20 protein-coding genes are annotated in these 25,701 nt (G+C 72.7%); 5 read left to right on the forward strand and 15 right to left on the reverse strand.

Annotated elements, in window-relative coordinates:
• Nucleotides 1-7: 7 nt before the first annotated feature.
• Nucleotides 8-622: a class I SAM-dependent methyltransferase gene (locus JS756_RS24535; RefSeq protein WP_205385358.1), complete on the reverse strand. Its 615-nt coding sequence runs from the start codon at nt 620-622 to the stop codon at nt 8-10.
• Between the two features lie 141 nt (nt 623-763).
• On the opposite strand from JS756_RS24535, the gene JS756_RS37595 reads away from it, so the two are divergent.
• Entirely contained in the window at nt 764-898 is a 135-nt protein-coding gene (locus JS756_RS37595) for a hypothetical protein (protein WP_275892728.1), read from the forward strand.
• Between the two features lie 68 nt (nt 899-966).
• Here JS756_RS37595 and JS756_RS24540 read toward each other — a convergent pair whose 3' ends face one another.
• The 4 genes from JS756_RS24540 to JS756_RS24555 all read right to left on the reverse strand — a co-directional run bounded on the left by JS756_RS24540 (nt 967) and on the right by JS756_RS24555 (nt 6,270).
• A complete protein-coding gene (locus JS756_RS24540; RefSeq protein WP_205385359.1) occupies nt 967-1,416 on the reverse strand; it encodes a GNAT family N-acetyltransferase in 450 nt (149 codons plus the stop codon).
• Between the two features lie 206 nt (nt 1,417-1,622).
• Nucleotides 1,623-2,963 carry a ferredoxin reductase family protein gene (locus JS756_RS24545; RefSeq protein ID WP_205385360.1) on the reverse strand — a complete coding sequence of 447 codons (1,341 nt, stop codon included), beginning with the start codon at nt 2,961-2,963 and terminating at the stop codon, nt 1,623-1,625.
• A 310-nt stretch (nt 2,964-3,273) separates the two neighbouring features.
• Complete coding sequence (locus JS756_RS24550; protein WP_205385361.1) at nt 3,274-5,148, reverse strand: glycoside hydrolase family 15 protein; 1,875 nt, start codon at nt 5,146-5,148, stop codon at nt 3,274-3,276.
• A gap of 45 nt (nt 5,149-5,193) precedes the next feature.
• Nucleotides 5,194-6,270: a medium chain dehydrogenase/reductase family protein gene (locus JS756_RS24555; RefSeq protein ID WP_205385362.1), complete on the reverse strand. Its 1,077-nt coding sequence runs from the start codon at nt 6,268-6,270 to the stop codon at nt 5,194-5,196.
• Between the two features lie 352 nt (nt 6,271-6,622).
• Between JS756_RS24555 and JS756_RS24560 the strand changes: the two genes are divergently transcribed.
• Nucleotides 6,623-7,684 carry a lytic polysaccharide monooxygenase gene (locus JS756_RS24560; RefSeq protein ID WP_205385363.1) on the forward strand — a complete coding sequence of 354 codons (1,062 nt, stop codon included), beginning with the start codon at nt 6,623-6,625 and terminating at the stop codon, nt 7,682-7,684.
• Nucleotides 7,685-7,733: 49 nt separating this feature from the next.
• Here the strand turns inward: JS756_RS24560 and JS756_RS24565 are convergent, their stop codons facing one another.
• Complete coding sequence (locus tag JS756_RS24565; protein WP_205385364.1) at nt 7,734-8,594, reverse strand: esterase/lipase family protein; 861 nt, start codon at nt 8,592-8,594, stop codon at nt 7,734-7,736.
• Between the two features lie 170 nt (nt 8,595-8,764).
• On the reverse strand, nt 8,765-9,208 hold the full coding sequence (locus JS756_RS24570) for a MarR family winged helix-turn-helix transcriptional regulator (protein ID WP_205385365.1): 444 nt from the start codon (nt 9,206-9,208) through the stop codon (nt 8,765-8,767).
• 85 nt (nt 9,209-9,293) lie between these two features.
• Here JS756_RS24570 and JS756_RS24575 point away from each other — a divergent pair, with 85 nt between their 5' ends.
• Entirely contained in the window at nt 9,294-9,668 is a 375-nt protein-coding gene (locus tag JS756_RS24575) for a cupin domain-containing protein (protein WP_205385366.1), read from the forward strand.
• Nucleotides 9,669-9,682: 14 nt separating this feature from the next.
• On the opposite strand, the gene JS756_RS24580 is transcribed toward JS756_RS24575, so the two are convergent.
• Together JS756_RS24580 and JS756_RS24585 are read right to left on the reverse strand one after the other, a co-directional pair.
• Nucleotides 9,683-10,678, reverse strand: coding sequence for a DNA polymerase Y family protein (locus JS756_RS24580; protein WP_205385367.1), 996 nt, complete (start codon nt 10,676-10,678; stop codon nt 9,683-9,685).
• A complete protein-coding gene (locus tag JS756_RS24585) occupies nt 10,675-14,241 on the reverse strand; it encodes a DNA polymerase III subunit alpha (RefSeq protein WP_205385368.1) in 3,567 nt (1,188 codons plus the stop codon). The genes JS756_RS24580 and JS756_RS24585 overlap by 4 nt, the downstream gene beginning before the upstream one ends.
• Nucleotides 14,242-14,375: 134 nt before the next feature.
• Here JS756_RS24585 and JS756_RS24590 point away from each other — a divergent pair, with 134 nt between their 5' ends.
• Nucleotides 14,376-15,413, forward strand: coding sequence for an ABC-2 transporter permease (locus JS756_RS24590; protein WP_205385369.1), 1,038 nt, complete (start codon nt 14,376-14,378; stop codon nt 15,411-15,413).
• A 102-nt stretch (nt 15,414-15,515) separates the two neighbouring features.
• Here the strand turns inward: JS756_RS24590 and adhE are convergent, their stop codons facing one another.
• From adhE to JS756_RS24610, 4 genes are all read right to left on the reverse strand, one after another.
• Nucleotides 15,516-18,110, reverse strand: a complete 2,595-nt coding sequence (gene adhE, locus JS756_RS24595; protein ID WP_205385370.1) for a bifunctional acetaldehyde-CoA/alcohol dehydrogenase — start codon at nt 18,108-18,110, stop codon at nt 15,516-15,518.
• Between the two features lie 275 nt (nt 18,111-18,385).
• Entirely contained in the window at nt 18,386-19,285 is a 900-nt protein-coding gene (locus JS756_RS24600) for a S1 family peptidase (RefSeq protein ID WP_205385371.1), read from the reverse strand.
• Between the two features lie 210 nt (nt 19,286-19,495).
• The gene (locus JS756_RS24605; protein WP_205385372.1) at nt 19,496-20,347 is read right to left on the reverse strand and encodes a S1 family peptidase; all 852 of its coding nucleotides are present in this window, start codon (nt 20,345-20,347) and stop codon (nt 19,496-19,498) included.
• A 169-nt stretch (nt 20,348-20,516) separates the two neighbouring features.
• Nucleotides 20,517-21,800, reverse strand: coding sequence for a DUF5685 family protein (locus JS756_RS24610; protein ID WP_205385373.1), 1,284 nt, complete (start codon nt 21,798-21,800; stop codon nt 20,517-20,519).
• A gap of 312 nt (nt 21,801-22,112) precedes the next feature.
• Here JS756_RS24610 and JS756_RS24615 point away from each other — a divergent pair, with 312 nt between their 5' ends.
• On the forward strand, nt 22,113-22,550 hold the full coding sequence (locus JS756_RS24615; RefSeq protein ID WP_205385374.1) for a cell division protein SepF: 438 nt from the start codon (nt 22,113-22,115) through the stop codon (nt 22,548-22,550).
• 49 nt (nt 22,551-22,599) lie between these two features.
• On the opposite strand, the gene JS756_RS24620 is transcribed toward JS756_RS24615, so the two are convergent.
• Both JS756_RS24620 and JS756_RS24625 read right to left on the reverse strand, forming a co-directional pair.
• Nucleotides 22,600-23,790 carry an acyl-CoA dehydrogenase family protein gene (locus tag JS756_RS24620; protein ID WP_205385375.1) on the reverse strand — a complete coding sequence of 397 codons (1,191 nt, stop codon included), beginning with the start codon at nt 23,788-23,790 and terminating at the stop codon, nt 22,600-22,602.
• 161 nt (nt 23,791-23,951) lie between these two features.
• The gene (locus JS756_RS24625; RefSeq protein ID WP_205385376.1) at nt 23,952-25,550 is read right to left on the reverse strand and encodes an MFS transporter; all 1,599 of its coding nucleotides are present in this window, start codon (nt 25,548-25,550) and stop codon (nt 23,952-23,954) included.
• Between the last annotated feature and the right edge of the window lie 151 nt (nt 25,551-25,701).

The raw sequence follows: 25,701 nt of genomic DNA on the forward strand, positions 1-25,701 counted from the left end.
GCGGCGGTCAGATCGTCGCCACCACCGCGTACCGCTGGTCGTCGACCTGCCTGCCCCACAGCAGCGCATCGCCCGCGAGGTGTTCCACGCGCACGTCGCCGGTGAGGGGCGCGAGCAGGCGGGTCAGCCGGTCCGCCGGTATGCCGACCGGGCTGAGTGTTCCCCACACGCCCTCGACCAGCACCAGGCGCCCGCCCGGTCGCAGCAGGTCCCGCCAGTGCCGCAGGACGTGGTCGGGGGCGGGCAGGGTCCACAGCACGTGCCGCACGAGGACGGCGTCGAAGCGCCGCTCCCCCACCGGCGGTGCCGCCGCGTCACCGGCCAGGAACAACGCGTCCCGCCCGGCGAGCTTGGCGCGGGCCCGCTCCAGCATCGCCGGGGAGTTGTCCACACCGGTGACCCGATGTCCCAGGTCGGCGGCGAGGAGCGAGAGGCTGCCGGTGCCGCAGCCGAGGTCCAGGACGTCGCCCGGCCGCTGCGGGAGCCAGTCGCGCAGCCGCCCCGCCCAGGCCGCCCGCACCTGCGCGTCCTGCAGCCCGTGGTCGGGCTCGTCGTCGAAGGCGGCGGCCTCCGCGTCCCAGTCGACTCCTGGCGTGGTCGTCTCGTCACGCTCGTCGTTCATGCGCCCCAGAGTGACACCTGCCACTGACAATCGAATCGTGACAGGCGCCACTGACAGACCCGGGCCGATGAGGAACTCTCCCCGAAAGGGTCTGCCTCCGTGAGACCGCGGGACTCGGGTGGATCCCTGGAGGAGGCAGCCATGCTCCGTGTGACCGTGCAGAAGCCCCTGAAGAAGACCAACGGCCGCAGGATCCGCGAGGAAGCCGACGAGCGGCCCGCGGGACGTCCCGAGGTGCGCAAGGACATCGCACGCACCTGGTGGCCGGACGGCTGAGGGGCACGGTCGGACCCCCTCGCTGCGGCCCACTGCGACCGGCTCCGGCTCGACACGGGACGGCGGGCTCACCCCAGCCGCTTGCGGTAGTGGACGCGGTCGTACGGGCCGTCGACGCGACGCGCGACGATCTCGTACCCGTACCCGGGGTAGATCCGCTGGTTCTCCCACATCATCGCGTTCGTGTAGAGCCTGACCTCGCCCAGGCCGAGTGCACGCGCGCGTGCGTCGACGAAGTGCAGCAGCCGCCGTCCCACGCCCTGTCCGCGGGCGTCGGGCCGGACGGCGATGCTGTCGAGGAACAGATGGTCGCCGCGCGTCTCCACCACCACCAGGCCGGCGACGGGCTCGCCGGTGACGAACACCCGCCCCGCGCCGACGTTCGCCGCGTGGTCGGCCTCCATGGGCTGCGGGACCACACCGATGCGGGCGATGTAGGGGCGGTAGGCGGCGTCGGTCACGTCCCGCACGGCCGGTACGTCGGCCGCCGTCGCGGGCCTGATGTCGTCGTTCGCCATGGCCGTCACCGTACGCACCTGACGGGGCTCCGGGCAGTCCCCCGAGGAGTCGCTCCGACGATGTGATCGATCTTCCGCTCCGGGATCACATCGTCGAGGCCGACGGGCCGCGGCCTTCCGGCTGGGGGTCCGGAAGTCGGGGTGGGCCACCGGCCCGCCTCGGCTCGGGTCGGGCCGCTCACCGGGCGCTGCGCGACGGATCCCGGTCAGGCCAGGTCGAACCTCTCGGCGTGCACCTGCCGCGCGGGGACCCCCAGGTCCCGCAGGCCCGACAGCACGGCGCTGGTCATGGCCGGCGGGCCGCAGACGTACACGTCGCGTTCGGTGACGTCGGGGACCAGCCGGTGCAGGCTGCCCGGGGCGAACGGCGGGGCGCCGCCCTCGGCGGTCCTGCCCGTGAGCAGGTGCAGCCGCCCGCCCCGGAGCGCGACCAGGTGGCGCACCTCGTCCAGCAGCACGGCGTCGGCCTCGCTGCGCACCCGGTACAGCACGACGACGTCCCCGGTCGCCTGATCCTCCAGCAGCGCCCGCACGGGCGTGATCCCCACACCGCCGGCGATCAGCAGGACGCCGGGCCGGGTCCGGTGCAGCGAGGTGAGCGCCCCGTACGGCCCCTCCACGAAAGCGCGGCTGCCGACCGGGACGTCGACCAGGCCGGCGCTGGTACTGCCGACCGCCTTCGCCGTGAGGCGCAGTCCCCGTCCGTCGGGCGCCGCCGACAGGGAGAAGGGGTTGGCCAGCCACCAGGAGTTGTGCCCGGGGAACCGCCAGATGCAGAACTGGCCCGCACGGGCGGGGAGTTTGTCGAGGTGACGGCCGGTGACGTACACGGAGACCACGTGGTCCGACTCCGGCACCACGGCCGCGACACGGAACCGGTGGTAGGCGTTGCGCCACAGCGGTACGGCGACCCGCCCGGTCAGCAGGGCGCCGAAGGCGAACAGCCACAGGCTCCACCAGTAGGCCCGGGCGAACGCGGAGGACGTGAAGGTCGTGGTCTCCTGCAGCTGGTGGACGAACGCCAGGCCCAGTGCCACGTAGAGCAGCAGGTGCAGGCCGTGCCAGACCTCGTACGGCAGCCGCCGCCGCAGGGGGCGGGTGGAGATCACGGCGACCACGAGGACGACGGCCGCGGCGAGCATGCCCAGCAGGGAGGCCGGCACCCCGCTCAGGGCGACGAACGTCTTCCCCATGGACGTGTCGTCGAGCGTCGCGTAGCCGAGCACCACCAGCGTGGCGTGGGTGAGGACGGTCCACAGCAGGCAGAAGCCGACCCAGCGGTGCCACACCGTGAGCCGGTCCATCCCGATGCGGCGGTCCAGCCACGGCAGCCGGGCCACCAGCAGCAGTTGGAACAGCATCAGCAGGGCCGCGTGCAGTCCGAAGAACTTCGCGGCCGTGAGGACGTCGTTCTTGCCCGAACCGGCGCTGAGGAACAGCGCCTCGACGATCACCCCGTTGACGACGACGAACGTCCACATCGCCCAGCGCGCCGCGTCCACCGGAAGCATGGTGCCTCTGCGCACCGTGTTGCTCGTCGCCGTCATGGTTGCCTCTCGTCCCCCGTGGCCGCGGTATCCGCGGCCGTGTGCACAACCCCGTGAAGACCGAGGGATTCGGCCGAATGCGCACCCCGATCGGGTAAGAATACGGTCGGCGGGCCCGATCCGTTCATGCCGGAGCCATCGAATACGGCCGTCTTCGCCACGTTCGACGGCCCGACGCTCCCCAGTGGTTCACGTGGCCGAGCCGCAGGTCCGTGGGGCCCGGAGCCGCTCGCCGAGCGGTGCGGCGAGCAGGAGACGCGTCCCTCCCGAGCGGGGACGCCCACCCGAGCCCGGCCCCCGGCCCGGACGCTCACCCGAGTCGGCGGTCGAGGTCGTAGGCGGCGCTGATCAGTGCCAGGTGTGTGAAGGCCTGGGGGAAGTTGCCGAGTTGTTCACCCGTCGGACCGATCTCCTCCGAGTACAGCCCGACGTGGTTGGCGTAGGTGAGCATCTTCTCGAAGGCCAGCCGCGCGTCGTCGAGCCGGCCGCCCCGGGCGAGCGCCTCCACCCACCAGAAGGAGCACATCGAGAAGGTCGCCTCCCCTCCGGCGAGCCCGTCGGGCGACGCCTCCGCGTTGTAGCGGTAGACAAGGCTGTCGGACACCAGCTCCGCGGTGATGGCGTCGAGCGTGGAGAGCCAGCGCGGGTCGGTGGGTGCGACGAACTTGCACAGGGGCATGAGCAACAGGGAGGCGTCGAGCACGTCGGTGCCGTAGTGCTGGACGAACGCCCGGCGGTCGGGGTTCCAGCCTCGCTCCATGATCTGGTTGTAGATGCTGTCCCGCACCGCCATCCAGCGGGGCAGGTCGGCGGGCAGCCCGCGCTGACGGGCGATCCGGACCGCGCGCTCGACCGCGACCCAGCTCATCAGCCGGGAGTACGTGAAGTCCCGGCGTCCGCCGCGGGTCTCCCAGATCCCCTCGTCGGGCTGGTCCCAGTGGTCCATCAGCCATTCGAGGTTGCGGGTGAGCTCCATCCAGCCGTCGTGGTAGAGGGGCCGCCCGTACTTGTTGCAGAGGTAGACGGAGTCCATCAGCTCGCCGTAGATGTCGAGTTGGAGCTGGCTCGCCGCCTGGTTGCCGATCCGCACCGGTGCCGATCCCCGGTACCCCTCCAGGTGGGTGAGTTCCTCCTCGGGCAGGTCCTCTCGACCGTCGATGCCGTACATGATCTGCAGTGGGCCCGACTCGCCGCAGTCGCCCGCGTGCCGGAAGCGCTGCTCCAGCCACTCCATGAACCCGCCGGCCTCGTCGGTGAACCCGAGCCTGAGCAGGGCGTAGAGCGAGAACGCGGCGTCGCGCATCCACGTGTAGCGGTAGTCCCAGTTGCGTGTGCCGCCGAGTTGCTCCGGCAGGCTGGTGGTGGGGGCGGCCACGATCGCACCGGTGGGCGCGTACGTGAGCAGCTTGAGCGTGAGTGCCGAACGGTGCACGGTCTCGCGCCAGCGCCCGCTGTAGCGCGAGCCGCGCAGCCAGTGCCGCCAGAATGCCACGGTGGCGTCGAACTCGGCGGCGATGTCGTCGTCGGAGTAGGGCACCTGCGGGTCGCCGGGCTGGACGCGGTCGAGCACGAAGGTGACCGTCTCCCCGGCGCGCAGGGCGACGTGCGCGCGGACGTCGCCGCCGCCCACGATCTGGAGTGGGCAGCGCGTCGCGAGGCTGAGCCGGAGTTCGGGAGAGCGGAAGAGCGCTCCGTGTGGGGTGAGGTCGACCTCGTGGCGTGCGCGCGCGTAGTCGAAGCGGGGCGCGACGTCGACGACGAAGCGCATCCGGCCGCGCACGGCGACCACCCGGCGGATCATGCGGTGGCGGTGCGCCGCCTCGCCGGTGCGCGGCGGGGGCATGAAGTCCTGCACCTCCCCCACTCCGTCGGGCATGAGGAAGCGCGTGATGAGGATGTTGGTGTCGGGAAGGTAGAGCTGCTTGGCACTCCAGCCGACGCAGTCGGGGGCGATGCGGAACAGTCCCCCGCGGTCGGCGTCGAGGATCGCCCCGAAGACGCTCGGGGAGTCGAAGTGCGGGCAGCAGTACCAGTCGATCGTCCCGTCGGTGCCCACGAGCGCGACGGTGTGCAGGTCGCCGATCAGGCCGTGCTCGGCGATGGGCAGGTAGCGCGCCTGCCGTGTCGGCCGGCCTCCGCCGGACACGGCCTCCTCCGCTCGATCGGCAGGGCCGTCGCGCACCATCAGCGAGCGTCCTCCTCGGCGTCGGCGTCGGCTCACGGCCTCGGCTCAGGGCACGAGCACGAGCTTTCCCTCGGCCGCCGAGCTCTCCAGCATCTCGTGCGCGCGACGGGCCTCGGACAGCGGCAGGCGCTCGGCCACCGCCGGGTGGATCCTGTGCTCACGCAGCAGTGCGAGCAGTGCGCGGAAGTCCTCCCGGAACCGCTCGGGGTCGCGGGGTCCTCCACCCACGGGAAGCGCCGGATGACCGGCGGCCACGGGAAGGACCTGGCGGTGACGGCCGTGCAGTCTCTGGATGCGGTAGGCGAGTGCCTGCCGGCGGGGCGAGAGCAGGCTCCAGAGCCAGACCGTCCCGGTCGCCGCGTACCACTCCACCCACGCTCGCCTGTTCTTGTGCCCGTGTTCGAGGGTGGCGTAGTGGCCGTACACGACAAGGCGTCCGCCCGGCCGCAACGCGCGGAAGGAGCGGAGCGACACCGCGCCGCCGAGCCCGTCGAGCACGACGTCCACGCCTTTCCCGGGGAGCTCGCGCACCCGCCGCAGGAAGTCCTCGTTGCGGTAGTCGATCGCGACCGCGCCGAGCCGTTCGACCGCGGCCCGGTCGCGAGCCGACGCGGTCCCGTAGAGCTGGAGCCCGGCGACCGCTCCGAGTTCGAGGACCGCCGTGCCCACCCGGCCGGCCGCACCGTGCACGAGGACCGTCTCGCCGCTCTTCACCCTCGCCACGCGATGCAGCAGCTGGTAGGCGGTCATGTAGGTGAAGACGAGGTTCAGCACCTCCGCCGGGTCGAGGTTCTCGGGCACCTCGACCGCCTCCGCCTCCGGCACGCAGACGCGCTCCGCGTCCGCGCCCCACACCGTCAGGGCACCGACGCGGTCGCCCTCCCGCAGGCGCGAACAGCCGGGACCGACCTCCTCGACGACGCCGACGAGCTCGTACCCGGGCGTGAACGGCGGCTGCGGTACGCCCAGGTACGTGCCGGCGCGCAGTTGGGCGTCGGTGAACGACACGCCTGCCGCGAGCACCCTGACGCACACCTCACCGGGCCCCGGCCGGGGATCGTCGTCCTCCACGATCCGAAGAACCTCGGGACCGCCGAAATGATCAACGACGACGCGTTTCATGCCTTCAGCCTAGGCAGGCCGCACTGTCCCCGCATCTGATCAAGGAGCTTCGGCGCCGCCTGGCCACCGCCGGGTGACGGGACCCCGACCGCACGGTGATCCGGACCGCGTACCGAGCGCCTCACCTGACGGAACTCGCCGACCGGGTCGCGGGCGTCGCGTCGGCGTACGAATCTCAGGTCCGCACAACCCCCGAGGTGCGCCGGGGCGGCTCGCCCCCTCTCCTCCTCAACGATCAGTTAGCCCCGCCTTAAGGCGACCCTAAAGATCGCCTCGAACCCCCTGCGGCGCGGGATTTCACGGTTTCTTGGGTTCCGGCACCCATCCGCACCGGTTCCCGAGGAGATCCCCCATGCCAGCACGCCGTACGGCCGCCGCCGTCGCAGCCCTCGGCCTGACCCCGCTCGCCCTGACCGCACTGTCCGCGGCACCGGCCGCCGCACACGGATCGATGGGCGACCCCGTCAGCCGGGTCGCGCAGTGCTACGCGGAGGGCCCCGAGAACCCGAAGTCGGCCGCGTGCGGGGCGGCCGTCGCGGCGGGTGGCACGCAGGCCCTGTACGACTGGAACGGCATCCGCATCGGCGACGCCGCCGGCCGCCATCAGGAACTGATCGCGGACGGCAGGCTGTGCAGCGCGGGCAACGACGAGTTCAAGGGCCTCGACCTGGCCCGGACGGACTGGCCGGCCACGCGCGTGAGCAGCGGTTCCCACGCCTTCGAGTACCGCGTGACCGCCCCGCACAAGGGCACCTTCAAGGTCTACATCACCAAGTCCGGCTACGACCCGGCGAAACCGCTCGCCTGGTCCGACCTGGATCTGGACCATCCGGTCGCGACCGCCACCGACCCGGTGGCGTCGGGCGGCTTCTACACGTTCTCCGGCACCCTGCCGGAGCGCTCCGGCCCGCACGTGCTGTATGCGATCTGGCAGCGCTCGGACAGCCCGGAGGCGTTCTACTCCTGCTCCGACGTCACCTACGGCGGGGGTGCCGTCACGGGGGGCGGCACCCCCGCCACGGCCCCGGCCGCCACCGCGCCCTCCGAGGAGCAGATCGAGGACGGCGCCGACAGGTCGACGATCGAGCACCACGGGCACGGCGACCAGGACGCCGCCACGACCACGGACCCGAAGCCCGCGCACCCGACGGCCACGGCCGAGCCGGCCGCGGAGTCGGGTCCGGGGACCGGCGCCGGGGCCGACGCGGGGATCGGCACGGGCTCCGGTGGGGAGAACGGCGCGGAGTCCGGGGCCGACGTGCCGAAGGCCGCCGGTGCCGGCCGCGACCTCGCCGAGACCGGCGGTGGCCGCGACACGGTGTTCCTCGCCATGGGCGGAGCGGGCGTCCTGGCCGTCGGCGCGGCGGTGCTGTTCGCCTCCGCGCGCAGGAAGGCGGCCACGGGCCGCCGCTGAGACGCCCGTGGTCCGGCCGGCGGCTCAGGCCGGCCGGACCACGGCAGCGTCAGCCGATCGCCGACAGGCAGGTGGTGCGGCTGGCGTGCGCGGGGTCGAGCGCGTTGGCCACCTCGTGGAAGGCGATCCGGTCGGTCAGCCCGATGAACACGTGCTCGGACAGGTCGATCGCGCACAGGTCCTGGAGCAGTACGTTCCTGACGTCCGGTCCGCTGAGGAACTGGGTGCGGTACGGCGTGACCACCTCGTCGTACCGGGTGGCGATGACCGTGTAGTGGACGCCGGGGACGGTGTCGCCGCCCGCGTTGAGCCGGTTCATGAAGTCGGAACCGACGATCTGCTGGGCGAGGCCCGGGGTGGCCGCGTTGAGCAGGTCCTCGGCGCCCGGGAAGTACGGCAGCAGGTGGGTCAGCCCGCTGAGGGTGGTGCCGTGGTTGTTGGGTGCGATGCCGACAAGGGCGTTCACCTTCCCGGCGCCGCCGAGGAACTTGAGGTAGTAGCGGGGCATCATGCCGCCCTGCGAGTGTCCGACCAGGTCGGCCTTGGCGGTGCCGGTCGCGGCGAGCACCCGGTCGACGAACGCGGACAACTGCTCGGCGGACTTGTCGATGGGGCCGAGGCCGTAGAAGACGGGGACACCGGGCAACTGGCCGTAGTCGAGGGAGAAGACGCAGTAGCCACGGTGCTTCAGGTACGGTGCGAGGCCGAGCCAGTTGTCGATGGAGTTGCCCAGGGTGCCGTGGACCAGGACGACGGGGCGGGGATGGGCGCTGGACGGCTTGCAGGAGTAGTTGTTCCAGCCGCTGTGGGGTGCGTCGGAGGCGTGGGCGGCGGTGGCGGGGGCGAGGAACGCGGCCGCGGTCAGCAGCAGCGCGGCCAGCGATCTGAGCACGCTTTTCCAGGGCAGCATCGAGTGATCTCCTTGCGGCTCAAGGGAGTACGACGGTGGGGCGCCCTGTGATCCGGATCACGAGGATGCTGTTCACCCGTCAAGTTACGGGCGAGTAGTCGAAGAGTGAAGTTACGCGTCAGTAAAAACTTCCAGTGACAACCGGCGGTTACCGCGGCCGCCGGCCCCGGTCACCAGGCGGGCCTGAGGGGACCGCAGGGCGCAATACGGGTCAGATGGTCACGCAACACACGGACTTCGACCTCACCCAGCCGTTCGACCCATTCCTGCACCGCCTCGGCCGCCGCCGCCTCCGCCGCCCTGGTACAGGCCAGACCGCGTTCGGTCAGCACGACCAGCCGGGCCCGCGCGTCCCCGGGGTGCGCCCGCCGCTCGACGTACCCCTTGCGGACCAGCTCGTCGACCAGCTGACTGGCCGCCTGCTTGGTGACACCCAGGTGGTTCGCGAGCTCGGTCACCGTCGCGCCGTCGGGCACGAGCCGGGTGAAGGCGAAGCCGTAGGCGGGCCGCCCGTCGAAGCCGCGGGCGACGACACCGTCATCGATGCGCCGGGTCAGGTCGCCGGCGGCGGCGAGCAGGGCTGCGGTCAGGGCGAGGGCCTCGGAGTTCTCCACCCCCGCATTGAAACACCCTTGACGAGACGGTCAAGTAGCTTGACCATATAGTCAAGCTACTTGACCGAATGAACCGGAGGTACCCATGCCCGTCGTCCGCTCGTCCGAGACCGTCACCCACGAGATGCACGGCGCCCGTTTCGTCTCGTACGCCACTCCGCTCAGCGGCAGCAGGGAGCTGTGCGCCTGGCGGGGCGAGATCCCGGCGGGGACGAAGGCCCCCGCCCATACCGTCAGCCGGGAGGAGATCCTGCACCTGCTCGTCGGGGAGCTGCTGGTCACGCTCGACGGCGGCACGGAGCGGATCGGCGCCGGGGACACGGTGATCGTCACCCCCGGCACCACGCTCGGCCTGGAGAACCCGACCGGTCACACGGCGATCACCTGGGTCACCACCTCCATCGGCCTGGAGGCGGAACTGGCCGACGGCACGCGCATCGCTCCCCCATGGGCCAACTGAGCCCGGCCGGATCGCTACGCGGCGAGCCTGCCCGGCATCACCGCCCGCGGCCCGAACTTCGCCCGCGCACGGTCCGCGACCTCCTCGATACGGCGGGCCCTCTCGTCCGCGGGGTCGAAGGTGAGCTGGTGGGAGGCCTGGTCGGCGGGGGTCAGGCCCTCGGCGCGCAGGGCGAGGGCGCGGACCCGGGCGCGCTGCAGGCCGAGCGCGTCGTACATGCCGTACGCCGCCCTCGCCAGGTCCGCCGAGTGCGCGGTCGGCTCCTTCAGGGTGCGGCTGCGCGTGGTCGAGGGCGGGGCGCCGCCCGTTCGGGAGCGGGGGAGGTCGGCGTAGCGCACGGTGAGGGTCAGGGTGCGGCAGACCTTGTCCACGGCGCGCAGCCGGGAGCCGATCTCCTCGGCGGCCGACAGCAGCGCCCCGCGGTGCCGGTCGGGGTCCAGCTCGTCGCGGCCGAAGGCGCGTTCCGTGGCGAGCGAGCAGGCGACGGCGTTCGGCACGACCCGGCCGCGGTCGACGCCGTTCGCCTTCTCGTGCAGCTCACGGCCCGCCCTGGCGCCGACCAGGCGCTGGAGCGTGGACAGCGGCGCGGCGGCGACCCTGCCGAGGGTGTCGAGGCCGTACTCGCACAGGATGCGGGCGGTGGCCGCCCCCACGCCGGGGAGCACGGTGACGGGCCTGTCGGCGAGGAACTCCGCCACCGCGTCCTCGGGCACCGCGCAGGTCGCCCCCGGCCGGGCGGCGCGCAGCGCGACACGGGCCAGCATCGGGCCCGGCCCGGCGCCGATCACGCAGTCCACGCCGTGACGGGCGAGGGCGCGCACCCTGATCACCGAGGCCAGCTCGACCGCGCCGCGCCCGAAGTAGCGTTCGGCGCCCCGCAGATCGGCCAGCGCCCCGTCGGGCGGCAGCGCCTCGACGACCGGGGTGAAGTCCTCCAGCAACTCCAGGAGTTCCGGCAGGGCCGCCTCCCGTGCAGGCGGCAGCTGGAAACGTACGCAGAGGATGGTCATCCCGCACTCCCCGGACTCTGGTGCCACAACTTCCTTCCCACCGCGGGCCCTTCGCCCGCGGGGCGCAGATCCGCCCAGGGGTGCATCTCGTACCCCGTGGGCATCCTGATCCTGCGTTCCTCCGCAGGATCGGGGGCCGCGGAGCCCGTCGGCGCCGGGCGTCCACCCGAACCGCCGGGCCGGGCCCGTGCCGGACCGTCGCCGTCCGCCGTACCGTCGCCGTCGCCGTCGCCGTCCGTCGGCACGGAGCCGTCGCCGGCGGTGCCGGGCGGTGCCGCCAGCCGGGCCGCCACCTGGTCGAGCCCGCCCCGGGCGCGCAGTTCGACCAGTTCGGCGAGGTTCCAGGCGGCGGAGCCCACCACGCTCAGGCTGCGCGGTCCGCGCCGCTGCACCACCCCGCGCACCAGCAGCAGCCAGGAGTGGAAGACGGCGTGGGCGCAGGCGTCGTGCGAGTCGTCGAAGAAGGCGAGGTCGACCAGGCCCGTGCCGTCGTCCAGGGTGGAGAAGACGACCCGCTTGCCGGAGCGGATCGGCGGCGTCTGGGTGGCCGCCTTGGCCCCCGCGACCAGCACCGTCTCACCGTGCCGCGCCTCGCGCAGACGGCGCGCGGACACCACGCCCAGCTCGCGCAGGAACGCGCGGTGGTCGTCCATCAGGTTGCGCGAGGCGTCCATGGACAGCACACCCAGCTCCGCGCTGAGTCTCTCCGCGTCGGAGAGGTCGGGCAGCCCGGCCGAGGCGGTCTCCCGGCCACCCGCCAGCGGCAGCTGGCCGCCTCCGCCGCTGCGGGCTCCCCGGTGCAGTTCGGTCAGGTGCAGTTGCAGATCGCGGCGGTTGGCGCCGAAGGCGTCCAGCGCACCCACCTGCGCGAGCCGCCCGGCCAGTGGGCGGCTCGGCCGCGCCCGCTCCCAGAAGTCGAGCAGGGAGGCGTACGGCTGCCCGTCCGCGATCCGCTTCGCCTCGGCCTCGCTGATGCCGTGCACGTCGAGGAGCGCGAGCCGGAGCCCCCAGACGCCGGCCGACGCGACGGCCGACTCGGACACCAGTTCGATCCGATGGGTGGCTCCCGACCGGTTCACGTCCAACGGCAGGACCGGCACCCCGCGCCGCCGCGCGTCCGCCAGCAGCAGCCGCTTGGGGTACATGCCGGGATCGTGGGTGAGCAACCCGGCGTAGAAGGCGGCCGGGTGGTGTGCCTTCAGCCATGCCGACTGGTAGGTGGGGACGGCGAAGGCGACCGCGTGCGCCTTGCAGAAACCGTAGCTGCCGAACGCCTCGACGATCTCCCAGGCCCGCCGGATCGTCTCCGCGTCATAGCCCCCCGCGGCCGCCCGCTGCGCGAACCAGACCCGGATGCGCCCCTGTGACTCCGGGTCGGACAGCCCGCGCCGCACCTGGTCGGCCTCACCGCGTCCGCAGCCGGTCATGATGGCGACGATGTCGATGATCTGCTCGTGGAAGACGACGACGCCGTACGTCTCGCGCAGCGGCCCCTCCAGGTCGGGGTGCGGACAGCGGATCGGCGCCCGCCCGTGCCGCGCCTCGATGAACGGCCGCACCATGTCGGCGGCGACCGGACCGGGCCGGAACAGCGAGATGTCCACGACCAGGTCGTGGAACGTGGCCGGCTGGAGTCGGCCGACCAGATCGCGCTGGCCCGGCGACTCGATCTGGAAGCAGCCCAGCGTCTCGGCGGAGCGGACGAGTCGGTACGCCGCCGGGTCACCCGGTGGCAGCGCGTCCAGGTCGATCCGCTCGCCCGTGGCCCGCGCCACCTCCGCGACGGCGTGCGCCATCGCCGACTGCATCCGCACCCCGAGCACGTCCAGCTTGAGCAACCCGAGGTCCTCCACGTCGTCCTTGTCGAACTGGGACATGGGGAAACCCTCGCCGCTGGTCGGCATGACCGGTGTACGGGACAGCAGGGAGGCGTCGGACAGGAGCACCCCGCACGGGTGCATGGCCACACCGCGCGGGAGTGCGTCGAGGGCCTCGACCAGTTCCCACAGCCTGCCGTACTTCTCCCGCTCCCCCGCCAGCCGCCTCAGCTCGGGCAGCTCGTCGAGGGCCGCACGGGCGTCGCGGGCGCGAATGTGCGGGAAGGACTTGGCGATGCGGTCGATGTCGGCCGGGTCCAGGGACAGGGCGGCGCCGACGTCGCGGACGGCGTGCCGGACGCGGTAGGTCTCCGGCATCGCGACCGTGGCGACCCGCTCGGCACCGAAGCGGCCGATGATCGCGCGGTAGACCTCCAGGCGGCGGGCGGACTCCACGTCGATGTCGATGTCGGGCAGGACGACGCGCTCCTTGGACAGGAAGCGCTCCATCAGCAGCCGGTGCTCGACCGGGTCGGCGTGCGCGATGCCCAGGAGGTGGTTGACGAGGGAGCCGGCGCCGGAGCCGCGCGCGGCGACCCTGATGCCCATGTCCCGTACGTCGTCCACGACCTGGGCCACCGTCAGGAAGTAGGAGGCGAAGCCGTGGTGGGCGATGATGTCCAGCTCGTGGTGCATCCGCTCCCAGTACGCGCGCCGGCCGGCGTACCCCTTGCGCACCATTCCCGCCGCCGCCCGCGAGGCCAGCGTCCGCTGGGCGGTGCGGCGGCCCGCGCCGACCAGGTGCGGTTCGGGGAAGTGGACGGAGCCCATGCCGAGGTCGTCCTCGGGGTCGACGAGGCACTCGGCGGCCGTCGCCCGGGTCTGCTCCATCAGGCGGTGTGCGGCCTCGCGCCGGAAGCCGGCGGACTCGACGATCCGCTCGGCCGCACGGAGCATGGCGTCCGCGCCCTTGAGCCAGGCCTCGCCGGAGTCCAGCCCCCGCTTCGGGTCGACCGGGACCAGGCGGCGGGCGGCGTCCAGGACGTCGGCGACCGGGCCCATGCCGGGGTCGGCGTAGCGGACGGCGTTGCCGAGCACCGGGCGGACGCCCTGCTCGGCGGCGAAGCCGACGGTACGGGCGGCCAGCCGCAGGGAACCGGGGCCGGTGCCCGTGCGGCCGTGCCAGACGGCCTCCAGGCGCAGGGCGTCGCCGTACACCTCGCGCCAGGGGACGAGGAGCCTCGCGGCCCGGTCGGGGCGGCCGGCGGCGAGGGCGCGGCCGACGTCGGAGTCGGGGCCGAGGAGCACGGTGAGGCCGTCGGCGTGGTTGTCGGACCAGGTCAGCAGCGGGATGTCGGCGCCGGCGTGCGCCGCTGTGACGATCCGGCACAGGTCGGCCCAGCCGCGGGCGCCGTCGCGGGCCAGGAAGACGGCGCGGGCCGCCGACTCGTCGACGAAGGCGCCGCCGCGCACGGGGGTGCGGCGCCTCTCCCGGCGTACGGACTCGTCTCCGCGGGCGGGCCCGGGCGGCGGCGCCACCGCGAGGTCCGCCCCGAACAGCGGGCGCACGCCTGCCGCGGCGCACGCCTTGGCGAAGCGGACCGCGCCGGCGAGGGTGTCGCGGTCGGTGAGGGCGAGGGCGTCCATGCCGCGCTCGAAGGCGCGCTCGGCCAGCCGCTCCGGGTGCGAGGCGCCGTGGCGCAGGGAGAACCCGGAGGCGGTGTGCAGATGCGTGAAGCCCGGCATCCGCACCTCCCGCTATCGAACATCCGTTCCCACATCACTCACCCCCACCATAGACCAATTCTCGAACATCTGTACGGCAACCGTTCAGACCCTTCCCACCTGCGGAAACACCCGCCGCCTCGGACTGTGAGGACATGACACAGACCACCTTCCTCGGTGAGGTGAAGGACGCCGTCACCCCGCGGGCCACGCTGCTGGTCATCGGCGTGATCGCCCTCCAGCTGCTCTTCATCGCCTCGTACGTCGGAGCCCTGCACGACCCGCGGCCCAAGGACGTGCCCTTCGGTGTCGCCGCCGCCCCACAGGCCGTGGCCCGGCAGGCGGTGACCCGACTGGACCGGCTGCCCGGCTCCCCGCTGGACCCGCGCGTGGTGGCCGACGAGGAGACGGCGCGGGAGCAGATCATGCACCGGGACATCGACGGGGCCCTGATGGTCGGCCCGGCCCGCACCACCGACACCCTGCTGGTCGCCTCCGGTGGCGGCACCGTCCTCGCCACCACCCTGGAGACGCTGATCACCACCCTGGAGAAGACCCAGCAGCGCTCGGTACGGGTCGTCGACGTGGCCCCGGCCTCCCCCCAGGACTTCGACGGGCTGTCGTCCTTCTACCTGGTCGTGGGCTGGTGCGTCGGCGGCTACCTGTGCGCCTCGATCCTCGCGATCAGCGCCGGCGCCCGGCCCTCCGACCCGCGCCGCGCACTGATCCGGCTGGGGGCGATGGCACTGGTGTCGATCGTCGGCGGACTGGGCGGCGCGGTCGTCGTCGGGCCGATCCTGGGCGCCCTGCCCGGCAGCGTCGCCGCGCTGTGGGGGCTCGGCGCCCTGATCACATTCGCCGTCGGCGCCGCCACCCTCGCCCTCCAGGGCCTCTTCGGCGTCGTCGGTATCGGCCTGGCGATCCTGCTCGTGGTGATCGCGGGCAACCCGAGCGCGGGCGGCGCCTTCCCGCTGCCGATGCTGCCGCCGTTCTGGAAGGCGATCGGCCCGGCCCTGCCGCCGGGGGCCGGCACCTGGGTCGCCCGCTCGATCGCGTACTTCGACGGCAACGACACGACCTCCGCCCTGCTCGTGCTGTCCGCCTGGGCCGCGGGCGGAATCGTGATCACCCTGCTGGCGGCGGAGCTGCACAGGAGGCGCCGGGAGGAGCCGCTGCCGGCCCCGGTGCCGTAGGGCGGGGCGCGAAGTCCCGCCGGGCCCCGGCGTCCGGCGGAACCGCCGGTCCGCCCGGGCCGGGCGGACAAGCCCCCGGTCCGGGCGGACCGTCCTGCCGGGTCAGGCGCCGTAGTACGCCTTGCGCATCAGCTCCTGCATCTCGTCGATCATCGGCATCCGCGGGTTGGCGGGCGCGCACTGGTCGGCGTAGGCGTTCATCGCCTGCTGCGGGAGGGCCGCCAGGAAGGCCCGCTCGTCGACCCCCGCCTCCTGGAAGGAGGCCGGGATGCCGCAGCGCTCCCGCAGTTCCTCCACCGCCCGGGCGTACGACTCCACGCCCTCCTCGGGGGTGGCCGCCGGCAGGCCCAGCATGCGCGCGATGTCCTGGTAGCGCTCGGGCGCACGGTAGGTCTCGGCCTTCGGCCAGGGGGTCGCCTTGTGGGTGACCGTGCCGTTGTGCCGGACGACGTGCGGCAGCAGCAGGGCGTTGGTGCGGCCGTGGGCGACGTGGAAGGTGTTGCCGAGGGTGTGGGCCATGGCGTGGACCATGCCGAGGAAGGAGTTGGCGAAGGCCATCCCCGCGACGGTGGAGGCGTTGTGCATCCTCTCCCTCGCCCGCGGGGCCTTCGCGCCCTCCTTCACACAGGTCTCCAGGTTCTCGAAGATCAGCCGGATCGCCTGGAGGCACTGCCCGTCGGTGAAGTCGGAGGCGTAGACGGAGACGTAGGCCTCGGTGGCGTGGGTCAGGGCGTCGAAGCCGGAGTCGGCGGTGACCGTCGGCGGGAGGTCCATCGCGAGGACCGGGTCGACGATCGCGACGTGCGGGGTGAGCGCGTAGTCCGCGAGGGGGTACTTCTGGGCGGCGGCCGGATCGGAGATCACGGCGAACGGGGTGACCTCCGAGCCGGTGCCCGAGGTGGTCGGGACGGCCACCAGCCGGGCCTTCTCCCCCAGCTGCGGGAAGGTGTAGGCCCGCTTGCGGATGTCGAAGAACTTCTCTCTCGTGTCCGCGAACTCCACCTCCGGGCGCTCGTACATCAGCCACATCACCTTCGCCGCGTCCATCGGGGAGCCGCCGCCGAGCGCGATGATGGTGTCGGGCTCGAACTCCCGCATGGCGGCGGCGCCCGCCCGTACGGTGGCCAGCTCCGGGTTGGGCTCGACGTCGGCGATGACCTGGACGGTGACCGGCTCCTCGCGGGAGTTGAGGATCTCGGTGACCCGGCGGACGAAGCCCAGCTGCTCCATGGTGCGGTCGGTGACGAGCGTGACCCGGTGCATGCCCGGCATCGCCTTGAGGTACCGCAGCGCACCCTTCTCGAAGTAGATCTTCGGGGGCACCTTGTACCACTGCATGGTGTTGTTGCGCCGCCCGATCCGCTTGATGTTGAGGAGGTTGACGGCGGAGACGTTGTCCGACACCGAGTTGTGGCCGTACGACCCGCAGCCGAGGGTGAGCGAGGGCAGGAAGGCGTTGTAGACGTCGCCTATGCCGCCCAGGCTCGCGGGGGCGTTGACGATGATCCGGACCGCCTTGACCCGCCGGCCGAACTCCTCGGCCAGTTGCTCGTCCTCGGTGTGGATCGCGGCCGAGTGCCCGAGCCCGTCGAACTCGACCATGCGGACGGACAGTTCCAGCCCCTCCTCGGTCGATCCTGCCTTCAGCGCGGCCAGCACCGGGGAGAGCTTCTCCCGGGTCAGCGGCTCACGCTCGCCGACCTCCGCGCACTCGGCGACGAGCACCGAGGTGGACTCGGGCACCGTGAACCCGGCCTGTTCGGCGATCCAGGCGGCCGACCGGCCGACGACCGCCGAGTTCAGCTTCGCCTCACCGCAGTTGGTGGCGTGCGCGTCGACGCCGAACAGGAACTGCTCCAGCTTGGCCTTCTCGGCGGCGGTGACGACATGAGCGCCGAGCCGCCGCATCTCGGCCAGGCCCGCCTCGTAGAGGCTGTGGTCGAGGACGACCGCCTGCTCGGAGGCGCAGATCATGCCGTGGTCGAAGGCCTTGGACAGCACGATGTCGTGGACCGCCCGGGCGAGGTCGGCGTCCGCGGCGACGTACGCGGGCACGTTGCCGGCGCCGACGCCCAGCGCGGGCTTGCCGCACGAGTAGGCGGCCCGCACCATCGCGTTGCCGCCGGTGGCGAGGATGGTGGACACGCCCGGGTGGTACATCAGCCGCCGGGTCGCCTCCATCGACGGCTCCTCGATCCACTGCACGCAGCCCTCGGGGGCGCCGGCCGCGACGGCCGCGTCCCGGACGATGCGGGCGGCCTCGGCCGAGCACGCCTGGGCGTTCGGGTGGAAGGCGAAGACGATCGGGTTGCGGGTCTTCAGGGCGATCAGCGCCTTGAAGACGGTGGTGGAGGTCGGGTTCGTCACCGGTGTCATCGCGCAGACCACGCCGACCGGTTCGGCGATCTCGGTGACACCGGTCAGCTCGTCGCGGCGTACGACACCGACGGTGCGCAGGCCCCGCATCGAGTGGGTGACGTGCTCGCAGGCGAAGATGTTCTTGACGGCCTTGTCCTCGAACAGGCCCCGGCCGGTCTCTTCGACCGCGAGCCGGGCCAGCTCGCCGTGGGCGGCGAGGGCCGCGAGGGATGCCTTCTGGACGATGCGGTCGATCCGCTCCTGGTCGAGGTCCCCGAACCGGTCCAGCGCCTTGAGCGCGCCCTCCACCAGTGCGTCCACCCGTTCTTCGACCTGCATGGCAGGCCTCCTTCACCCTGAGCCTTCGCCGACGGCTCCATTCGACACCCCCGGCAGGCGGCGGCCGGGCCGAGAACGGCCCCATCCGCAGGGACCAAGGTCCCCGTTCCGGTACGCGCAGGTCCCGCCCGGCCCCGGATGCGGCGCACGCCACCGGCCCACGGCGGCGCCTTCGCCTTCCGGACGGGGACGGAGCCCCCGCCCGGGGCGGGCGGGGGCTCCTCTGCTGCCGGCTGCAGGTCGGTCCGTGCGGGACACCGATGTCGGGGCGCCTGTCAGTAGACGTGGACGCCGTAGGCGCTCAGTGCCTCGGTGACCGGCTGGAAGAAGGTCGTGCCGCCGGAGGAGCAGTTGCCGCTGCCGCCGGAGGTCAGGCCGTAGGCGATGCCGCTGTTGGAGTACAGCGGGCCGCCGGAGTCGCCCGGCTCCGCGCAGACCGTGGTCTGGATCAGGCCGCGGACGATGTCGCCGCCGCCGTAGTTGACCGTCGCGTTGAGGGCGGTGACCCGCCCGCTGTGGGTGCCGGTGGTCGAGCCGCGGCGGTAGACGGTGGTGCCGACCGACGGAGTGGCGGCCCTGGTGATGTCCACGCTGCCCACGGTGCCCGGCTTGGACACCGAGCTGTTGGTGTAGCGGACGATGCCGTAGTCGTTGCCGGGGAAGGAGGAAGCGGCGGTGTAGCCGAGCGTGCTGCCGGAGGAGTTGTACCAGTAGCCCGCGCCGTCGGTGCAGTGCCCGGCGGTCAGGAAGTAGGAGTTCCTGCCGGAGTCGCGGACGTTGAAGCCCAGCGAGCAGCGCCAGCTGCTGGTGTGGATGGCGTCGCCGCCGGAGAGCAGCTTGTTGAACGTGCCCGGGGTCCGCTTGATCGTGAGCGCGCCGGAGGTGCCGCCGGCCTGCTTCTTGAGGGTCGCTATCTCGGAGGCGGAGACCGTGCTGTCGACCGTGACGACGACACGGTTGGTCCTGCTGTCGACGGCCCAGGCGGTGCCCGGGATGTCGGCCGCGAGTACCGAGTCGCTCGCGCTGGTCAACTGGGTGGCGCTGAAGGTGGGGGTGTCTGCCGCGTTCGCGCTGGGGACCACGATCGCGGCGGCGGCCACGAGACCGGTGGAGACGGCGATCAGCCGGGACCGTCTCGATACGCCGCTGTGGGGAGTGGTGCGCTTGATCCTCACTTCTCGTTCCCTCCAGGGGAATTCGGGGGCCCGCGTGGGGTCGGGGCCCGTGAGGCGCAGCCAGGGGCACCCTGGTCCGGTTTCCGGAGCCGAGGTGCCCCTGGCGAGCGCTGAGGGGGAGTATTCGGCCGAACGGCCGGTCGGCACAAGCCGTCTTTCGGCCGTGCAGCGTTCAACTGTTGCTGCCCCACAGCGAGTTGATCGACCCGATCAGTAGATGCTCACGCCGTACGCGCCGAGCGCCTCCGTCACCGGCTGGAAGAAGGTGGTGCCGCCGGACGTGCAGTCGCCGCTTCCGCCGGAGGTGATGCCGAGCGCCTTCGTGCGGTCGTAGAGGGGACCGCCGGAGTCACCGGGCTCGGCGCAGACGGTGGTCTGGATCAGGCCGTGGACCGTGCCGCCGCCCTGATAGCGGACGGTGACGTCCAGGGCGGTGACGGTACCGCCGTGGGTTCCCGTGGTGGAGCCGGTGCGCTTGACCTTCTCGCCGACGTAGGCGTCGGCCGCGCTGTACCCGCCGGGGTGGCTGAGTCCGGTGTTGTCGTAGCGCACGAGGGCGTAGTCGTTGCCGGGGAAGCTGTAGCCGGCGGTCGGGCCGACGAGGGTGCGGTGCGCTTGGTCCGCGTACCAGGTCCTGGCCACCTTGCCGCAGTGTCCGGCGGTGAGGAAGTAGTACGTCCCGCCCTTGGTCACGTTGAAGCCGAGGGAGCAGCGGTACTGCCCGCCGTAGACGGCGTCGCCGGCCGAGAGCAGCGGCGTGAGGACGCCCGCGGTGCGCTCGACGCGGACCGCGCCCGCGTCGGCGCCCGCCGCCTTCTCCAGGCGGGCCACCTGGGCCCGGGACACGGTGCTGTCCGCGGTCACGACGACCTGTCCGGAGCTTCGGTCGACGTACCAGGCGGTGCCGTCGACCATGGCACCGGCCACGGCGTCGGAGACCTGGGCGAGCCGGGCGGCGCTGCGTGCGGGGGCGCCGGCCGCGCCCGCGCTCGGGGCGCCGGCCAGGGTCGCGGTGACGAGGCCCGCGGCCAGGGCGAGCAGTCGGGTGCGCTTCGTTCTCACTGATCCTCCTCATGGGAAGCGGAGGCCCAACGGGGGTGGTGGGCCCGTGAGACGGAAAGCGGGGGGTGGCATGTTCCTGACATGCACCAGCGAGGATGCCGCCCGGCCGCACGGCGCACAAGAGGGCACCCCGCGCCGGGGCCCGGCCGGGCCCCGACCGGGCGGCTCGTCAGCCGTCGCAGGGACAGCAGCAGTCGCACCCGCCGCAGTCGCAACTACCGCAGTCGCAGTCGCGGCAGCACCCCTCGTGCTTCTTGCGCGACCAGGGGCCCTCGTACTGCTCGGCGCAGCACAGCTTGCACGTGCAGCACAGCAGCCAGAACATCCCGCAGCCCGCCCAGAACCCGCGCCGCCCCTTGGGCTGATGAGGCACGGGACCGTCGCCGAACCCTCCTCCGCCACCACCGCCGAACCCCCCGCCGCCGGGAAGGCCACCCCCCACGGGACCGGCGCCCCCGGCGTACGGGTTCCCGGCGTACGGCGGCTGCGGCACCCCGTGCTGCTCCCCCGACGGCCCGTACGGTCCCGGCGCGCCGTGGGGCCCGGGCTGCCAGCCCGGTGCCCCGTACGGTCCCGGCTGGTGCGAGGCGCAGGCAGGCGCGGTGCCGAACGCCCGGTCCACCGACCGGCGCAGTTCGTGGACGAGGAGCAGATGGGCGAGGCCGGCGTCGGTGAACTCGACGTCCTTCAGCGCGAGCCGGATGCCGTGCAGGGCGTCGCCGGCCAGGCGCCGCGCCTCGGCCGGGGAGGTACCGGTGGCGGTCAGCGGGTTCCAGGCACCTGACGCGGCGTCGGCCTCCCGGTCCTCCACGGCGTCCAGCAGATGGGCGAGGCGGCCGAACAGGCGCCCGGCCTCGGCGAGCGGTCCGGCGTTGCCCGGCCGGCCCGCGAGGACGGCGGTGTGCGCGAACGCCGCGGCGGTGGCGGTCTCGGTGGGCTCGGTGACGGTGAGGATCGGCGTGCCGGTCCCCGCGAGCGCCTCCAGGCCGAGTTGCCGGTCCACCGCGTCGACGAGGACCGCGGTGTCGAACCCGACGGCGAGGCCGCCGCGCTCCCCGGCCCGCCCCCAGCCGGCGGCGACCCGGCGGGCGGCGCGGGCCATCGAGGGGCGGGCCAGCAGCCCGTCGCCGTCGGCGACATGGTCACGCACCTTGGCCGAGGCGAGGACCAGTGACACGGCTGCCGCGAGCCGCGCCCCCTCGCCCTGCGCGACGGACGCGGTGCGCATGCCCCGCAGCGGGCAGGGCCCCGCCGTGCGGCGTGCGCCGGCCGTGTCGTGGGCTTGAGCCTCCGTCAGAACCGAGAGGAGAAGCCCGTCATAGTTCGTCACGATCCGCGCGAACTGTCCGTGGTCCTTGCGCAGTGCGAGGCACAGCCCGCACAGGTGCGCCGTCCACGCGGCGGTGAACTTCTCACCGAGCCGGTGCCGGCACGGCCTGACGATTCCGAACACGACAACCCCTGTCGCCCTTGGGACATTGAGCCGCCGCATCGTATCGGCCGATGATCGCACCGTCTCGGCGGCGCCGCGTTCACCCGGACGCACCGCCCGTCACCCGGACGCCGCGAAGAATCATATTTCACTCACAGTCAGCAGCCGTTCGGGGCGCGGCCCTTGGGAGACACGGGCTCTCGACGGATCGGCTGTGCACCAGTACCGTCACAAACCCCCCGCGCGGCGTCTATCCACTTGGCGCGCCATCCGCATCATGGATGACCATAGGGATGCGGAAAGCAAGAAGGACCGCTGCGAGAGGAGGCGTCCATGGGATCGGTGCGCAAGGCGAGTGCCTGGCTTGGCCTCGTCGACGACAACGATGACGAGCGTTACTACGACGACGACTACTCCGAGGGGACCGACTCCAGGGACGCCTGGGTCACCGACCCGCGGGTGAAGGTCGCCACGGACACGGCCGAGGAGAAGGGGCGCCGGATCGGCACGGTCACTCCGGACAGCTTCCGGGACGCCCGCGCCATCGGGGAACTGTTCCGCGACGGGGTGCCGGTCATCATGAACCTCACGGCCATGGAGTCCGCCGACGCCAAGCGGGTCGTCGACTTCGCCGCGGGGCTCATCTTCGGCCTGCGGGGCTCCATCGACCGCGTGTCCAACCGCGTGTTCCTGCTGACCCCGGCGGACACGGAGATCATCAACGGCGAGCCGGCCGCGCACCGCACGGACGGCTTCTTCAACCAGAGCTGAGGCAGGGCCGCTCACCCGGCCCTGCCTCCCCGCAGGGGTCCGGCAGTGCCTACCGGAACGCGTCGAGTCCGGTGAGCGCCTTGCCCAGCACCAGCTGGTGCATCTCGACGGTGCCTTCGTAGGTGAGGACCGACTCCAGGTTGGTCGCGTGCCGCATCACGGGGTATTCGAGCGAAATTCCGTTGGCGCCGAGGATCGTACGGGCCGTGCGGCAGATCTCGATGGCCTCCCGCACGTTGTTGAGCTTGCCGAAGCTGACCTGCTCGGGACGCAGGCGGCCGGCGTCCATGCGCCGCCCGAGGTGATGGGCGAGCAGGATTCCCTTGTGCAGTTCGACCGCCATGTCGGCCAGCTTGGCCTGGGTGAGCTGGAAGCCGCCGATGGGCCGGCCGAACTGCTCGCGTGAGCCCGAGTAGGCGAGCGCCGCCTCGAAACTGGCCCTCGCTGCCCCCATCGCGCCCCACACGATCCCGTAGCGCGCGTGCGACAGGCAGCTGAGCGGCCCGCGCAGCCCGGTCACCTCGGGCAGCACGACGTCGGCGGGCAGCCGCACGTCGTCGAGCACGAGTTCGCTGGTGACCGACGCCCGCAGGGACCACTTGTGCCTGATCTCGGGAGCGGAGAAGCCGGGGCTGTCGGTCGGCACGACGAAGCCGCGGATGCCCTCGTCGGTCTGCGCCCAGACCACGGCCACCCCGGCGACCGACCCGTTGGTGATCCACATCTTGCGCCCGTTGAGGACCCAGTCGCCGCCGTCCCGCTTGGCATGGGTGCGCATGGCGGCGGGGTCGGAGCCGTGGTCGGGCTCGGTCAGCCCGAAGCAGCCGATGACCTCGCCGGCGGCCATGCGCGGCAGCCAGGCCTGCTTCTGCTCCTCGCTGCCGAAGCGGTGGACGGCGTACATCGCCAGCGATCCCTGCACCGAGACCAGGGAGCGGATGCCGGAGTCGGCGGCCTCCAGCTCCAGGCAGGCGAGCCCGTACTGCACGGCGGAGGCGCCCGCGCACCCGTAGCCCTGGAGGGACATCCCGAGCGCACCGATCCCGCCGAGCTCCCGGGCCAGCTCACGGATCACCGGCAGCTCGCCCTTCTCGTACCACTCGGCCACGTGGGGCAGCACCCGGTCCGCCGCCCAGCTGCGGACGGTGTCCCGGACGGCCAGGTCCTCCGGTTCCAGCAGATCGTCGATGCCGAGGGGGTCGGCGGGGTCGAACGGGGGCAACTTCGAGGACGCGGACATGGGACACCCTCCGACACGCACTCTAAAACTAGCGCCGCTAGTTACGACGTCGGGGCCGACGTTACGGGGCGGTGTCCCGCACGTCCAGTACGGCGCAGGGGCAGGCCCGGCCCACCCCGCGGCGCTCCCGTCTCCCGCACGGCACGCCGGGTCCGACGGCCTCACACGGAGACGCTGGGCCTCTCCTCCACGCCCCTGGGCGCGGGCACCGAGACCTCCGCGCACTGCATCACCCTCGGTAGCCGCAGCGCGATGACCGCACCCACCAGCAGCAGGCCGGCGCTCACCAGGAGGGTGACGTGCAGCCCGTGCACGAACGAATCCCGCGCCGCCCGCCGCAGGGCTGCGCCCGCGGAACCGCCCAGCCGCCCGGAGACCTCGTAGGCCTCGCCCAGCGAATGGCCTGCCGCCGCCGCGTCCGCCGCGTCGATCCCCGGCACGGACGCCGGCCCCGGCGCGTAGGCGGCGTTCATCACGCTGCCCAGCAGCGCGATCCCGATCCCGGCCCCGAGCTGGTACGACGTCTCCCCGATCGCCGCGGCCCCGCCCGCCTGCTCCGGCGGCGCCTCGCTCAGCATCGACTCGTACGCCCCGAACAGCGTCGTCTCCAGCCCGAACCCGAGCAGCACGAACCCCAGGAGCAGCAGAGTGGGATTGTCGGCCGCGCCCATCGCGGTGAGCGTCGCCACCGCGGCGGCCGTCAGGCAGAACCCGGCACACACCATCCGCCGCGGCCCGAACCGCCGCAGCATCTGCGCCCCGGCCAGACCCGCCGCCATCGCAGCGAAGGTCAGCGGCAGCAGCCGCAGCCCCGTCTGCAGCGGCGACAGCCCCAGCACGAGCTGGAGGTACTGCGCCGCGATCAGCTCCAGGCCGACGAGCGCGAGCATCGCCAGCACGATGCACCCCACGGACGTACTGAACACCGGCCGCGCGAACATCCGCAGGTCGACCAGCGGATGCCGACGCCTGCGCTGGCGGCGCACGAACAGCACCAGCAGCATCGCGCCTCCCAGCAGCGGCAGCAGCGTCGGCACGCCGAGCGCAGGCTCCCCGCCGCCGAGCCGCTTCACTCCGAAGACCAGGCCGAACAGGCCGGCCGCGGCCATCAGCGCGCCGACCACGTCCCAGGGCCCGTCGCCGTCGCCGGTCGACTCCGGCAGCAGCAGGCGGCCCACCGGCAGGCTCACCACCATCAGCGGGATGTTGACGAGGAAGACCGCACCCCACCAGAAGTGCTCCAGGAGGAACCCGCCGAGCAGTGGCCCGACCGCGGCGCCGACCGCGGCCACGGCGCTCCACACGCCGATCGCCAGCGCCCGCTCGCGCCGGTCGGGGAACACCTGCCGCAGGATCGACAGCGTGGCGGGCATGATCATGGCTCCGCCGACGCCCAGCAGCGCCCGGGCCGCGATGAGCACCTGCGCGTCGGGCGCGAAGGCCGCCAGCGCGGAGGCGATGCCGAAGATGCCGTACCCGAGCAGAAGGATCCGTCTGCGGCCCACCTTGTCACCGAGCGTGCCGAACAGGATCAGCAGCGAGGCGCAGACGAGCGGATAGGTGTCGACGATCCAGAGCAGCTCCATGGCGCCGGGCCTGAGGTCCTCGCTGACGGCGGGCACCGCCACGTGCAGCACGGTGGCGTCCACGGCGACCAGCAGCAGGCTGACGCACAGCACCACGAGGACGACCCAGCGGTTGGCACCGGCCCCGGCCGCCCGACCGCGCAGCGCAGCGGCGGCCGTGGTCGTCCCGGACATGTACGTACCTCCCAGTGATCCCTCGCTCTCGCCGGCCACGCGGCGTGCGGCTCCGCTCCGGGGCGGGCGCGCATGCGGGCGAGTCGTCAGGGTACGCGAGTCCGCGCGGGAGGGGACTGAGCTGTCTGTTGCGCCACATTGGGGGGCGTGT

The sequence above is a fragment of the Streptomyces actuosus genome, assembly GCF_016921115.1.
GTDB classification, from domain to species: domain Bacteria; phylum Actinomycetota; class Actinomycetes; order Streptomycetales; family Streptomycetaceae; genus Streptomyces; species Streptomyces actuosus_A.

Bases quoted from the DNA above. Each gene is read 5' to 3' on its own strand.
- JS756_RS24535 (WP_205385358.1), bottom strand. From the start codon at position 622: ATGAACGACGAGCGTGACGAGACGACCACGCCAGGAGTCGACTGGGAC.
- JS756_RS37595 (WP_275892728.1), top strand. From the start codon at position 764: ATGCTCCGTGTGACCGTGCAGAAGCCCCTGAAGAAGACCAACGGCCGC.
- JS756_RS24540 (WP_205385359.1), bottom strand. From the start codon at position 1,416: ATGGCGAACGACGACATCAGGCCCGCGACGGCGGCCGACGTACCGGCC.
- JS756_RS24545 (WP_205385360.1), bottom strand. From the start codon at position 2,963: ATGACGGCGACGAGCAACACGGTGCGCAGAGGCACCATGCTTCCGGTG.
- JS756_RS24550 (WP_205385361.1), bottom strand. From the start codon at position 5,148: ATGGTGCGCGACGGCCCTGCCGATCGAGCGGAGGAGGCCGTGTCCGGC.
- JS756_RS24555 (WP_205385362.1), bottom strand. From the start codon at position 6,270: ATGAAACGCGTCGTCGTTGATCATTTCGGCGGTCCCGAGGTTCTTCGG.
- JS756_RS24560 (WP_205385363.1), top strand. From the start codon at position 6,623: ATGCCAGCACGCCGTACGGCCGCCGCCGTCGCAGCCCTCGGCCTGACC.
- JS756_RS24565 (WP_205385364.1), bottom strand. From the start codon at position 8,594: ATGCTGCCCTGGAAAAGCGTGCTCAGATCGCTGGCCGCGCTGCTGCTG.
- JS756_RS24575 (WP_205385366.1), top strand. From the start codon at position 9,294: ATGCCCGTCGTCCGCTCGTCCGAGACCGTCACCCACGAGATGCACGGC.
- JS756_RS24580 (WP_205385367.1), bottom strand. From the start codon at position 10,678: ATGACCATCCTCTGCGTACGTTTCCAGCTGCCGCCTGCACGGGAGGCG.
- JS756_RS24585 (WP_205385368.1), bottom strand. From the start codon at position 14,241: ATGCCGGGCTTCACGCATCTGCACACCGCCTCCGGGTTCTCCCTGCGC.
- JS756_RS24590 (WP_205385369.1), top strand. From the start codon at position 14,376: ATGACACAGACCACCTTCCTCGGTGAGGTGAAGGACGCCGTCACCCCG.
- adhE (WP_205385370.1), bottom strand. From the start codon at position 18,110: ATGCAGGTCGAAGAACGGGTGGACGCACTGGTGGAGGGCGCGCTCAAG.
- JS756_RS24615 (WP_205385374.1), top strand. From the start codon at position 22,113: ATGGGATCGGTGCGCAAGGCGAGTGCCTGGCTTGGCCTCGTCGACGAC.
- JS756_RS24620 (WP_205385375.1), bottom strand. From the start codon at position 23,790: ATGTCCGCGTCCTCGAAGTTGCCCCCGTTCGACCCCGCCGACCCCCTC.
- JS756_RS24625 (WP_205385376.1), bottom strand. From the start codon at position 25,550: ATGTCCGGGACGACCACGGCCGCCGCTGCGCTGCGCGGTCGGGCGGCC.